The following is a 12,962-nucleotide window of genomic DNA, read 5'->3' on the forward strand; positions in this document are numbered from 1 at the left end:
AACAAACGAATTAAGCAGACTTCAAAGTGCCCTTAGGCAATACTGTAGTGATAGCGCCTTTTTGCAATTGCACTTGTGTGCCGGCAGCAATTTCAACAGTCACTACATCATCTTTCAAAGCGCTTACTTTGCCGAAGATGCCGCCAACAGTCACCACTTCATCGCCAACAGCCAAAGCTGAGAGCATTGCCTTGGTTTCTTTTTGACGCTTCATTTGTGGGCGAATCATGATGAAGTACAGTACCGCAAACATCAAAATTAAAGGTAGGAAGCTCATCAAGCCGCCTGCATCAGAACCCCCGGCTGAAGCCTGGGCAAAAGCGTTACTAATCCACATACAAAACCTCCGTTAATTACCAATTGGAAACTGCTTCATTTTTAGGCTTGAAATAGAAAGCCGTAAACCCGCAATTCTAAACTGTATGGGGCTTTGGAGCTGATTTGAGGGGGTTAATCCCCCTTTGAGGCTGTTAATCTTGCCCGGGTTCGACGCCCCGCTGCCGATTGGCGTGAAATTCCTCACGATAGGCGCTAAAACGATCCTTGCTGAGGGCTTCCCTGACTTCAGTCATGAGTTGGAGGTAATACGTCAAATTGTGGATGGTATTGAGTTGGGAGCCCAAGATCTCATTAGCCTTCTGGAGGTGATTTAAGTAGGATCTGGTGAAGTTCTGACAGGTATAGCAAGTGCAGGTAGGGTCCAGTGGGCGATCATCGTCTTTATAGCCAGAATTACGTAGCTTGAGGTCCCCAAAGCGAGTGAATAACCAACCATTACGCGCATTGCGGGTAGGCATTACACAATCAAACATATCGATACCTAGGCTCACCCCCAACATTAGATCTTCAGGAGTGCCTACACCCATAAGGTAGTGCGGCATATGCTCTGGTAATTTAGGCGCCGTGAAATTGAGGATGCGCTCAAACTCTGGTTTTGGTTCGCCAACAGATAAGCCGCCAATGGCGATGCCGTCAAAACCCTGCTGACTCACTGCATCTAAGGAAAACTCGCGGAGGTTTTCAAACATCCCACCTTGAACAATGCCAAAGAGCCCATTACCAGTATTGAGTTCTCTAAAACGTTTGAGTGAGCGATCACCCCAGCGCAATGACATCTCCAAGGAGGCACGTGCCGTTTTCTCTGATGTAGGTTGACCCTTTATCTCGTAAGGGGTGCATTCATCAAATTGCATGGCTATATCACTATTTAATACCGCCTGAATTTCCATCGACACTTCAGGGGACATAAAAAGTTTGTCGCCATTAATTGGTGAGGCAAAAGTGACACCCTCTTCAGAGATCTTACGTAGTGCTCCTAAACTAAATACCTGAAAGCCGCCAGAGTCAGTCAAGATAGGTTTATCCCAGCCCATGAAGCGATGTAAGCCACCATGTTTTTTAATGACATCTAAGCCTGGGCGCAACCAAAGATGAAACGTGTTCCCTAAAATAATTTGTGCTTTGGCCTCATGAAGATCGCGCGGTGTCATCGCTTTCACAGTGCCATATGTTCCGACTGGCATAAAGATTGGTGTTTGCACGCTGCCATGTGGCAGATCAAGCTGACCAAGACGCGCAGGACTTTGGGAGTCGCGCGCCAAGATATTAAAGTGAACGGGTTTGGTCATGGCTTTGTATTCTCAAGTCGACTCAGAAACATCGCATCCCCATAACTGAAGAAACGATATTTTTGATGAATGGCATGTTGATAAGCAGTGCGGATATTGTCCATACCCGCAAAGGCGCTCACCAACATTAATAAAGTAGATTTTGGTAGATGAAAGTTAGTTAGCAAATAATCTACCGTTTTAAATTGAAATCCCGGAGTAATAAATAGATTCGTCTCGCCGCTTTTTTGACCGGTTGCTGCATGGCTCTCTAAGGCTCGCAAACTGGTAGTGCCAACAGCAACAATTCTTCCACCATTGCGCTTAGTTTGTTCAATGGCTTGCAAGGTGGCTTCTGGAATGGAGAACCATTCGTAGTGCATTTTGTGTTTTGATAAATCTTCTTCGCGAACTGGTGTGAAGGTTCCAGCCCCAACATGTAGCGTCACGGTAGCTTGTTCAACTCCTGCGGTATGGAGTTGTTGAAGAATGTTCTCATCAAAATGAAGGCCTGCAGTTGGCGCTGCAACTGCTCCAGGATTCTTGGCGACAACAGTTTGATAGCGCTGCGTATCTTCACCATCGGGTTGATGCTCAATATAGGGTGGTAAAGGTAGCTCACCAAAACGCTCAAGTAAGGCAAATACATTCTCGGGAAACTGGACTTCATAAAAGCGCCCGTCATAACCAATCATTTCAACAGGAAATGTTTCGCCCGCTTGGTTGTGAATATGAACGGTGGAGCCAGTCTTAGGCACTTTAGAGGCGCGGATTTGGACCCAGGCTTGTTTATCACCGCTAATGCGCTCAATGAGGAGCTCGACATTGCCGCCAGTCTCTTTTTTCCCATGCAGTCGAGCCGGAATCACCTTGGTATCGTTAAATACCAATAAGTCCCCTGGCTTAATCAGGTTGAGAATGTCTTTAAACTGGCGATCTAGTAACTGGACGTGATTTTCCCCCTCAGCCTTCACCTCTAAGAGGCGGCTATCGGTTCTATTCGCCAAGGGGTGTTGGGCGATTAGTTCGGGTGGAAGGTCGTAATTGAAGTCGGAAAGTTGCATAGCATTACCATCAGGTATTAGATTTTAACGATGACTACTAAGCAAGCGCCAAACACACTCCAAAAAATGGGTTTAGATAGCCCAATGGCCCTTGCTTTGCATCTTCCATCCCGCTATGAAGATGAGACTGAGTTGCTCACTATAGAAGAAAGCCTCCTTCAGGGACGTTTCAGCTCAGTGCAGACGCAGGGTATTGTCATTCGTAATCAGGTCCTCTTTCGCCCCAGAAGGCAGATGCTGGTCACTATTGAAGATGATTCAGAGACCCTAAACCTTCGTTTTCTCAATTTCTACCCTAGTCAGCAAAAGCAAATGGCCGTTGGCGCACATATTCGTGTGCGGGGAGATGTACGCGAAGGATTTCAGGGGCCTGAGATGGTTCATCCAACAGTTCGTGCGGTGACTCCAGATGCGCCATTACCAATGAGCTTGACCCCAGTCTACCCAGCAAGCGCTGGAGTATCGCAAACAGTCATTCGTAAGGCGGTTACTCAAGCAATGCGTGATCCAAGTTTGCAAGATAGTTTGGCGGAGTTCCTACCTAAAAAACTCATGGCAGAGCTACTACCAAGTAATGAATGGCCCAACTTGCAGACTGCAATTACTTACTTGCATCAACCACCGGCAGATGCTGATACAAATGCCTTGCTAGAGCGCACACATCCCGCTTGGCGTCGGGTCCAATTTGAAGAACTCCTAGCGCAACAAATTTCTTTAAAGCGGGCACATGCTATTCGTCGAGAGCGACATGCACCCAGTTTTGCTGAGCAAACTGTGGGTAGCAACAGCTTGGAGGCGGGATTGATCAAGGCGTTGCCTTTTCAATTAACTAGCGCCCAGACACGTGTTTGGAATGAAATTAGCAAGGATCTCTCCAAGTCCTTTCCTATGAATCGCCTGCTTCAGGGCGACGTGGGTAGTGGCAAGACTGTGGTGGCTGCTTTGGCGGCAGCACGAGTGATGGATTATGGCTATCAGGCTGCAGTAATGGCACCTACTGAGATTTTGGCTGAGCAGCACTATCTCAAAATGAAGGAGTGGTTTGAGCCCTTAGGAGTCGAAGTCGCCTGGCTATCAGGTAGTCTAAAAGCAAAAGAAAAAAGGCTTGCTCAAGAGAAGATTGAAAGTGGTAGCGCTCAACTCATTATTGGTACGCATGCCTTGATTCAGGAGAACGTACGGTTTGCTAAGTTAGGCCTTGCGGTAATTGATGAGCAGCATCGCTTTGGAGTACGTCAGCGTTTAGAGATTCAGCAGCGCGTTGGTTCAGAGCTGTTTTACTGCCATCAACTGATGATGTCCGCCACCCCAATTCCACGTACATTGGCAATGACCTACTACGCTGACTTAGATGTGTCAGTAATTGATGAATTACCTCCGGGACGCAAGCCTATCGCTACCAAAGTAGTCAAGGCTAGTCGTCGTGATGAAGTGATTGCTGGATTGCAGAGCTGGCTATCCAAAGGCTTGCAGGCCTATTGGGTATGCCCATTGATTGAAGAGTCAGAAGCATTGCAATTACAAACTGCTGTAGAGAGTTTTGAGCAATTAACCCAGGCCTTGCCAGAATTTAAAGTGGGTCTAGTACATGGACGCCTTAAAGCAGATGAAAAAGCCGCTGTGATGGCGGCCTTTAAGGCAAATGAAATTCAATTGCTAGTAGCTACTACCGTAATAGAAGTTGGTGTGGACGTTCCTAATGCAGCACTGATGGTAATTGAGCATGCTGAACGTTTTGGGTATGCTCAAATTCATCAATTACGGGGACGTGTGGGTCGCGGATCGGCAGATTCAGTCTGTATCTTGATGTATGCAGAGCCCTTATCACTTGCCGCCAAAGAGCGTTTACAAACCTTACGCGAGACATCGGATGGTTTTGTCATTGCTGAGCGAGATTTATCTCTACGTGGTCCTGGTGAATTATTGGGGGCCAAGCAGTCAGGCGATGCCATGCTGCGCTTTGTGGATCTCCAGCGAGATGCTTGGTTGATTGAGTTGGCTCAGCAAGCTGCCGATCGTCTATTGGCTGATCATGGCGACATTGTCGAGCGTCATTTAGAGCGCTGGCTGGGGTCTAGAGCAGAATTTCTGAAGGCATAATTCGGCTATGCCTCTGAAAGATCGCCTTAAAGCCTACGCTTATCTCATTCGCTTAGATAAGCCGATTGGCACACTCCTTCTTTTATGGCCTACGCTCTGGGCGCTTTGGTTGGCAAGCTCGGGAATCCCTGACCTAGAAACCTTATTTATTTTTGTGCTTGGCACATTTCTGATGAGAAGTGCAGGTTGCGCTATCAATGATTATGCGGATCGTGACTTTGATCGTCATGTGCAGAGGACTAAGGGGCGTCCTGTTACTAGTGGAAAAATTTCTGGGAAAGAGGCGGTTGCCGTAGCAGCTTGCTTAGCGCTGGTTGCTTTTTTATTGATACAGCCACTTAATGCATTCACAAAGCAACTTTCAGTGCTCGCACTATTGATTGCTTTTATCTATCCCTTTACTAAACGCTTCTTTGCAATGCCACAAGCAGTCCTTGGCATTGCTTTTGGCTTTGGTATTCCTATGGCATATGCAGCAGTTCTGAACTACATTCCCTTCGAGGCTTGGATTTTATTTGGAGGTAATATTTTTTGGGCAATTGCTTATGACACTGCATATGCAATGGTGGATCGTGAAGATGATTTACGACTAGGATTGCGTACATCTGCAATTACTTTCGGCAAATATGAGGTGCTCGCGATTGGTCTGAGCTATGCTGTGTTGTTCCTTAGTCAGCTGTGGGTAGCAGCGCTGGCAGAACTTGGCAATTACTTTTTAGTTGGATGGGTGATGGCCTTAGCCTGTGCGATCTATCACGTCAAACTCGTTTCCACCAGGAAGCGGGAAGAGTGTTTTCTAGCTTTTCGTCATAACAACTGGTTGGGCGGGTTTTTATTCCTAGGAATTGTGTTGGGGCTCAGTCTGAATTAGCTTTGACCTAGCTCATCGCCCATCGCTTTGCCACGCTGACTGGCGGCATCAATCGCTTTTTCTAAGATCTCATGCCAGCCATGTTGTTTCATCACCTCAAGAGCAGCAGCGGTAGTGCCGCCCTTAGAGGTAACGCGTTCGCGTAAGATGCCCGCATGTTCATCTGAGTTATGTGCTAGCTGGGTGGCGCCTTCAAGAGTGGCGTAAGCTAATTGACGAGCAGTTTGCGCATCTAGCCCAAGTTTTTCCCCGGCAGATTGCATTGCTTCTAAGAATGCAAATACATACGCAGGGCCGCTACCAGATACTGCTGTAACGGCATCCATCAATTTTTCTTCAGCAACCCAAACCGCTTGACCAACGGCATTACAAATAGTTTCTGCTAGAGCGCGATCAGGTGCATTGACTGCGGCATCTGCAAATAGGCCAGTAATACCTTTGCCAATGAGTGCGGGAGTATTGGGCATAGCGCGTACGCATCGAGTATGGTCTAGCCAGCGACTCATATCTTTTAAGCGAATACCTGCAGCAATGCTCAAAATGAGTGGGCCAGGAGCGCTTGCATGCTTAAGCTTAGAGGCTAGGCCTTTAGCAACCACATTAAAGTCTTGTGGTTTGATGGCCATGACAAGCACATTATTTTTTGACAAATCAAATGCAATTTGCTCTAAGGCAGCAATACCTTGTACCCCAAAATCTTCATGTAGTTTCAGAGCGGTGGATGGGTTTGCTTCAACTACTGAGATTTGGTTTGGCTCAAATCCATTAGCCAGAAGGCCACTAATTAATGCGCGACCCATATTGCCGCCACCAATAAAGGTGATGTGTGCATTACTGTTGTTTTGCATATTATTTTGTTGGCTCATTTAGTAATCTTATCGCGCTTCCCAAAAATAGCTGTTCCAACTCGCACCATAGTGCTACCTTCGGCTATCGCCGACTCTAAATCATCAGACATTCCCATTGATAGGGTGTCAAAGAATTGATAGGCTGGGTCAAGCAAATGGCTCGATTGAATGCGCATAAAGCAGTTACGTACCGCCGCAAACGCCTCGCGCTGGACTTGGGGGTCTGGGTTTGGTGCAGGTATTGCCATTAAGCCTCTGAGGACTACGTTTGGTAGTTTGCTGACTGCATTACAGAGGGTCTCTGCTTCGGCAAGTGCTACACCACTTTTGCTATCCTCTTCACTTACGTTTACTTGCACACAAAGTTGCAATTCCGGAAGATTTGGAAACTCGCCACGTTGGGCAGATAAACGCTCAGCAATTTTTAGACGATCTACGCTATGTACCCAGTCAAAATGTTCAGCAACTTCTCTAGTCTTATTGCTTTGGAGTGGCCCAATAAAGTGCCAGACCAACCAAGGACGCAGCTTTTCGAGCTGAGTAATTTTTTCAACTGCTTCTTGCACATAGTTTTCACCAAACGCAGACTGACCAGCATGCATTGCTTCTTCGATAGCTGATGCAGAAAAGGTCTTGCTGACGGCCAGCAGTTCAATTTCTTCAGGCTCCCGCTTGGCAGCCAAGGCGGCTAGCTCAATGCGCTCTTTAACTTGAATCAGAATTAAAAATAAGAGAGCTCATTGAGTCTTGGTTTGCTTCCCAATTAGTTGGTCCACGATTTCAATCCAGTGTAGTACGGGTGTGTCGTCTTGCTGGAGATGGGTGATACAGCCAATATTCCCGGAGACAATGACTTCAGCGCCAGATTCCTCGCAGGCAGCATTAAGGTGAGTCAATTTATTCTTACGCAATTGCTCCGAAAGCTCTGGTTGCGTTACAGAGTAGGTGCCTGCAGAGCCACAGCATAGATGGCTGTCATTACAGAGGCGTACGCCGATACCTAATCCGGAAAGCAAGGCCTCCACTTTTCCGCGGATCTGTTGACCGTGTTGCAATGTGCAGGGTGGATGATAAACAACGCCTGGTTTTTGATCGGAGCCAATCAATTGAACTAACTCATTTTGTAATGAGGGCAAAATCTCTGCGATGTCTTTGGTGAGATCTGAAATTTTCCTAGCCTTAGCTGCATAAGTGGGATCATCGGCAAGTAGATGGCCATAATCTTTCACCATCACTCCACAGCCAGAGGCGGTCATCACAATCGCTTCAACGCCACCTTCAACTATTGGCCACCATGCATCAATATTTTGTCGGGCATTCTCGAGGCCACCCGCTTGATCATTTAGGTGATAACGCAAAGCTCCGCAACAAGTAGCATTTGTTGCACTAATCAGTTGGATTTTTAGAGCGTCTAGAACTCTTGCAGTTGCTGAATTGATATTGGGCAACATGCCCGGTTGAACGCAACCCTCAAGAATGAGCATCTTGCGTGCATGTTGGGTATTTGGCCTAGCATAAGGATCGGTTGCTTGATTCAAGGCCTTATTCTTGGCAAGTGGAATCTTACGCTTGATGCCACTTGGCATCAGTGGGCGCACCAAGCGACCCAATGTCATTGCTGAATTAAATAATGCCGGCTTTGTTAAGCCCTCCTTAAGAGCCCAGCGCGTTAAGCGCTCTCGTAGGGGGCGAGCTGGGGTATTTTCTTCGGCCCATTTGCGGCCAATATCTACCAGATTCCCATATTGCACACCACTAGGGCAGGTGCTTTCGCAATTGCGACAGGTTAGGCAGCGATCCAAATGTAGGCGCGTCTTTTCAGTTGGCGCTTGTCCTTCTGCCATTTGTTTAATTAAATAGATGCGACCCCGGGGGCCATCAAGCTCATCGCCTAACAGTTGATAAGTTGGGCAAGTAGCAGTACAAAAACCGCAGTGAACACACTTGCCTAGAATGCGGGCTGCCTCTATACCTTCAGGTGTATTAGCAAATTGAGGAGCGAGTTGAGTTTGCATAGAAAAACTTATGGAAGACGTTTAGTGGCAAATACACCGGCTGGATCAAATGCAGATCTCAGGCGTGCTTGTACTGCTTCAAGGGCTTTGGAGTGGGCTTGTTCGCTGAGTAAAGTAAAGCGCTCAAAAGAGGGATTCACATTGGCGCCTTGCCTAAAGCGAGTCGCATGACCACCATGGCTATTGGCTAGTTTCTTGATAGACGTAAAGGTTGTTTCATCACCGGCAGCTTTAATCCAACGTTGCTGACCATGCCATTCGAGAACAACATCATTGCTCGAGTTTGGAATGGTTAAGGGCCCACATGCTGCCGGTAGCGCCAGACGATAGAGGGTTTGATCAGCGCCCAGGTTATTGAAAGACGATAATCTTTGCTCACGTAAATCATTCCAAAATGTTTCTGCAGTTTCTGCAGAAATTTCATGAGCGTTAACGAGTGCGCTCATCAATGGAGTAGCCGCCTTAACTGCAGCCGCAGCTCCTGCCAAACGAATCGTCAACTCACCATCAGCATCTTTGTCATTACCAATCCAACAGCTAGCTGAGAGTGGTAGGGGCTGACCAGCCCATTCATTTAGGACCTTCAATGCACCCTCTTGTGAGATTTGGCAGCGCAGGGTTGCTGTTGCTGCTGGCTTTGGCAATACCTTGACGGATGCTTCAAGCAATAAGGAAAGCGTTCCCATAGATCCTGGCAGCAAACGAGAAACATCATAGCCTGCGACGTTCTTCATGACTTTGCCGCCAAAGGCGAGGTCTTGACCTTTGCCGTCAAGGATCCGAGCACCCAAAACAAAGTCGCGGAAATTGCCAACGCTGATTCGGCCAGGCCCAGCAAGTCCTGCGGCAATTGCGCCACCAAAAGTAGCTTGCTCGCCAAAGTGTGGCGGCTCAAAAGCAAGTACTTGATTCTTTTCTTTAAGCGCGGCTTCAATTTCTTTAAGGGGTGTGCCTGCACAAGCAGTGATTACCAGCTCTTCAGGTTGGTATTCCAAAATGCCCGCATAAGAGCGAGTATCTAATTTTTCAAACTGGTTAGGGTTGCCATACCAACCCTTTGTGCCACCACCTTCAATGGAAAGCGGTGTATTGGTCTTGGCAGCATTTAGGATCTGTTCACGGAATGCGTTGATCTGGGTATTGCTTGAATTGGAGTTAGTCATTAGAAGCGCTCCAACTCAGGATGGGGCAGCTTGCCGCCACTGATGCGCATACGGCCGTATTCCGCACAACGGCTCAGCGTCGGAATGGCTTTATCTGGGTTGAGGAGTTTCTCTGGATCAAATGCAGCCTTAACGCCCCAGAACGATTCACGCTCACCTTCACCAAACTGCACACACATAGAATTAATTTTCTCAATACCAACACCGTGTTCGCCAGTAATCGTACCGCCTAACTCCACACAGGCTTCTAGAATTTCTGTGCCGAATTCTTCAGCGCGATGCCACTCTTCTTGATCGGCGCCATTGAACAGAATGAGTGGATGCATATTGCCATCGCCTGCATGGAAAACATTGAGACAGCCAAGACCGTACTTTTCTTCCATTCCCTGAATGCGTTTAAGTAGGGTGGCAATATGACGCCGTGGAATCGTGCCATCCATGCAGTAGTAGTCAGGCGCTAGGCGACCTGCTGCAGGGAATGCATTCTTACGACCACTCCAAAATTTCAAGCGCTCAGCCTCATCCTTAGAGATCTGAATTCCACTTGCACCTGCTTGTTCAAGCACTTTAGTCATGCGTTCAATTTCTTCAGCAACTTCTTCTGGGGTGCCATCAGATTCACACAACAAAATAGCTGCTGCATCTAGGTCATAGCCTGCATGAACAAATTCTTCTACTGCGCGAGTAGTGGCCTTATCCATCATCTCTAAGCCCGCAGGAATAATGCCGGCAGCAATGATGGCGGCAACGGCATTGCCACCTTTTTCAATATCATCAAAGCTGGCCATGATGACGCGCGCTAGTTTTGGTTTAGCAACTAATTTGACAGTCACTTCAGTAACAACGGCGAGCATGCCTTCGCTACCCATCATGATGGCAAGTAAATCTAATCCTGGAGAGTCGGGCGCCAAGCTGCCAAACTCGATGATCTCGCCATTCATGAGAACACCGCGAACTCGCAAAACGTTATGCAGGGTTAATCCATACTTTAGACAATGCACACCACCAGAGTTCTCGTTAACATTGCCGCCGATCGAACATGCAATTTGTGATGATGGGTCTGGTGCGTAATACAAACCTAAGTGACCTACCGCTTCAGAGATGGCTAAATTACGAACACCAGGCTGTACTACTGCGGTACGGGTAAATGGATCAGTACTCAAAATCTTTTTGAGTTTGGCAAGTGACAGCACTAAACCTTGTGACAAAGGCATGGCACCACCGGAGAGACCCGTTCCAGATCCACGAGGTACTACTGGAATTGCCATCTCAAAGCAAACCTTCAGAATCTGGGCAACTTGCTCTTCAGTTTCTGGCAGAGCTACAGCTAATGGCATGCGCCGATATGCTGCCAAACCATCGCATTCATAGGGAATCGTGTCTTCAGGCTCCCAAAGCAGGGCATGCTCAGGGAGGATCGGTCGTAGGGCCGAAACAAGTTTGGTCTGAAGGGCGCTAATAGCGGCCAAATCGGGGGGCGGGGTCACCATATTCATAACAATCATTTTAGCCATTTACCTATAATTAGGCTCATGGGAAATCGACTATCAAAAATCGCTACTAGAACGGGCGATGCTGGCATGACTGGTCTTGGAGACGGAAGTCGTGTTGAAAAGGATCATTTACGCATTTGCGCCATGGGTGACGTTGATGAGCTCAATTCTGAAATCGGCGTTTTGATGACCGAAGAGATCCCTCAAGGCATTGCCGAAGAGTTAAAAGCCCTCTTTTTGCAGATTCAGCATGATTTATTTGATTTGGGTGGCGAGCTTTGCATTCCCAACTACAAGCTGCTCAATCCAGATCATGTTGCTCAATTAGATGTTTGGCTTGAAAAATACAATCAGCAGTTACCGCCTTTGACAGAATTTATTCTTCCCGGTGGTACACGTGCCGCTGCACAAGCACATGTATGCCGCACAGTTTGCAGAAGAGCAGAGCGCTCAATTGTGCGTTTAGGTTGGGAAGAGCCTTTGTATGATTCGCCTCGTCAATACGTCAATCGTTTATCCGATCTACTATTTGTCTTGTCACGTATTCTGAATCGTGCCGCAGGTGGTACAGACGTATTGTGGAAGCACGAAAAAAAAGAGACTAAATAAATTAGTCTCTTTCAGTAGGATGGCTAATTTAATTTAGCAATAGCACATCACTTTTTCTGGCTTCTGCGTTTTTTGACTGCAGCCGCAAGTCGTTCGAGCACTTGAACAGAATCATCCCAATTAATACAGGCATCGGTAATGCTCTTGCCGTATTCGAGTTTGCTTGGATCATCTTTACCAGGCGTGAACTTTTGGGCGCCGTCATTCAGATGGCTCTCTACCATGACACCGAAAATCTGATGTGAACCGGACTCAATTTGCTGAGCAACATCATCAGCCACAATGATTTGGCGCTCATGTTTTTTACTTGAATTGGCATGTGACAAATCAACCATCAAACTGCCTGGAAGCTTGGAGGCCTCTAGCTCAGCGCAGGCTGCTTGAACAAACTGAGCCTCGTAATTTGGCTCCTTACCGCCGCGCAAAATAACGTGACAGTCTTTATTGCCCTTGGTTTCAACAACCGATACTTGACCGTTTTTATGAACAGATAAAAAGTGGTGTGGGCGCCCCGCAGCTTGAATAGCATCGGTTGCAATTTTGATATTCCCATCGGTGCCATTCTTGAATCCAATCGGTGCAGATAAACCAGAAGCGAGTTCACGATGAACTTGGCTTTCGGTTGTGCGTGCACCAATAGCACCCCAAGAAATGAGGTCAGCAATGTATTGCGGAGAAATGACGTCCAAGAATTCACTGCCAGCTGGCATACCAAGGCGATTAATTTCCATGAGGACTTGACGAGCCAGGCGCAGGCCTTCTTCAATACGGTAGGACTCATCGAGGTAAGGATCGTTAATCAACCCTTTCCAGCCAACCGTAGTGCGTGGTTTCTCAAAGTAGACACGCATCACGATTTCGAGTTCACCAGCAAAGCGTGTACGCTCTGCTAAAAGACGTTGGCAATATTCCAATGCAGCTTTTGGGTCATGAATCGAGCAAGGTCCAATGATGACGAGTAAGCGGTCATCCTTGCCATGAATAATGTCGCGAATTTTTTGGCGAGTTTTACTGATGAGCGATTCTGTCGGTGTTCCAGAGATTGGAAAAAACCGAATCAAATGCTCTGGCGGTGGCAGAACAGTAATGTTATTAATGCGTTGATCGTCGGTATCGGACGTTTTATCAACGGCGGAGTACCAATTAGCGGGATTAGTATTTTGTTGGCTCATACGGCTATTTTAAGCCGTAA

Annotated in this window: 12 protein-coding genes; 3 read left to right on the forward strand and 9 right to left on the reverse strand. The window is 47.3% G+C overall.

Annotation, left to right across the window (positions count from 1 at the left end; translation table 11 throughout):
* Positions 1–10: 10 nt before the first annotated feature.
* The 3 genes from yajC to queA all read right to left on the reverse strand — a co-directional run bounded on the left by yajC (position 11) and on the right by queA (position 2,671).
* The gene (gene yajC / locus A9236_RS01485) at positions 11–337 is read right to left on the reverse strand and encodes a preprotein translocase subunit YajC (protein WP_071466083.1); all 327 of its coding nucleotides are present in this window, start codon (positions 335–337) and stop codon (positions 11–13) included.
* A 133-nt stretch (positions 338–470) separates the two neighbouring features.
* The gene (gene tgt, locus A9236_RS01490) at positions 471–1,628 is read right to left on the reverse strand and encodes a tRNA guanosine(34) transglycosylase Tgt (RefSeq protein WP_071466082.1); all 1,158 of its coding nucleotides are present in this window, start codon (positions 1,626–1,628) and stop codon (positions 471–473) included.
* On the reverse strand, positions 1,625–2,671 hold the full coding sequence (gene queA / locus A9236_RS01495) for a tRNA preQ1(34) S-adenosylmethionine ribosyltransferase-isomerase QueA (RefSeq protein ID WP_071466081.1): 1,047 nt from the start codon (positions 2,669–2,671) through the stop codon (positions 1,625–1,627). The genes tgt and queA overlap by 4 nt, the downstream gene beginning before the upstream one ends.
* 30 nt (positions 2,672–2,701) lie before the next feature.
* Between queA and recG the strand changes: the two genes are divergently transcribed.
* Together recG and ubiA are read left to right on the forward strand one after the other, a co-directional pair.
* Positions 2,702–4,771 (forward strand): ATP-dependent DNA helicase RecG, encoded by a 2,070-nt coding sequence (recG, locus tag A9236_RS01500; protein WP_071466080.1) that lies wholly within the window; start codon positions 2,702–2,704, stop codon positions 4,769–4,771.
* A 7-nt stretch (positions 4,772–4,778) separates the two neighbouring features.
* Positions 4,779–5,642 (forward strand): 4-hydroxybenzoate octaprenyltransferase, encoded by an 864-nt coding sequence (gene ubiA / locus A9236_RS01505; RefSeq protein ID WP_071466079.1) that lies wholly within the window; start codon positions 4,779–4,781, stop codon positions 5,640–5,642.
* Here ubiA and proC read toward each other — a convergent pair.
* Genes proC through A9236_RS01530 form a run of 5 tightly spaced genes read right to left on the reverse strand, consistent with a single transcriptional unit; the run spans position 5,639 to position 11,173 of the window.
* Positions 5,639–6,508: a pyrroline-5-carboxylate reductase gene (proC, locus tag A9236_RS01510; RefSeq protein WP_071466078.1), complete on the reverse strand. Its 870-nt coding sequence runs from the start codon at positions 6,506–6,508 to the stop codon at positions 5,639–5,641. The genes ubiA and proC overlap by 4 nt on opposite strands.
* Positions 6,505–7,212, reverse strand: coding sequence for a YggS family pyridoxal phosphate-dependent enzyme (locus A9236_RS01515; protein WP_071467709.1), 708 nt, complete (start codon positions 7,210–7,212; stop codon positions 6,505–6,507). The genes proC and A9236_RS01515 overlap by 4 nt, the downstream gene beginning before the upstream one ends.
* A gap of 15 nt (positions 7,213–7,227) precedes the next feature.
* Complete coding sequence (gene glcF / locus A9236_RS01520) at positions 7,228–8,505, reverse strand: glycolate oxidase subunit GlcF (RefSeq protein ID WP_071466076.1); 1,278 nt, start codon at positions 8,503–8,505, stop codon at positions 7,228–7,230.
* Between the two features lie 8 nt (positions 8,506–8,513).
* Positions 8,514–9,668, reverse strand: coding sequence for a glycolate oxidase subunit GlcE (glcE, locus tag A9236_RS01525; protein ID WP_071466075.1), 1,155 nt, complete (start codon positions 9,666–9,668; stop codon positions 8,514–8,516).
* Positions 9,668–11,173, reverse strand: a complete 1,506-nt coding sequence (locus A9236_RS01530; protein WP_201721699.1) for an FAD-linked oxidase C-terminal domain-containing protein — start codon at positions 11,171–11,173, stop codon at positions 9,668–9,670. The genes glcE and A9236_RS01530 overlap by 1 nt, the downstream gene beginning before the upstream one ends.
* A gap of 27 nt (positions 11,174–11,200) precedes the next feature.
* On the opposite strand from A9236_RS01530, the gene A9236_RS01535 reads away from it, so the two are divergent.
* Entirely contained in the window at positions 11,201–11,770 is a 570-nt protein-coding gene (locus A9236_RS01535) for a cob(I)yrinic acid a,c-diamide adenosyltransferase (protein ID WP_071466074.1), read from the forward strand.
* Between the two features lie 47 nt (positions 11,771–11,817).
* Here A9236_RS01535 and A9236_RS01540 read toward each other — a convergent pair whose 3' ends face one another.
* Positions 11,818–12,942 carry a 3-deoxy-7-phosphoheptulonate synthase gene (locus A9236_RS01540; RefSeq protein WP_071466073.1) on the reverse strand — a complete coding sequence of 375 codons (1,125 nt, stop codon included), beginning with the start codon at positions 12,940–12,942 and terminating at the stop codon, positions 11,818–11,820.
* Between the last annotated feature and the right edge of the window lie 20 nt (positions 12,943–12,962).

Origin of the sequence: Polynucleobacter sp. QLW-P1DATA-2, assembly GCF_001870365.1 — a bacterium.
In the GTDB taxonomy this organism is placed as follows: domain Bacteria; phylum Pseudomonadota; class Gammaproteobacteria; order Burkholderiales; family Burkholderiaceae; genus Polynucleobacter.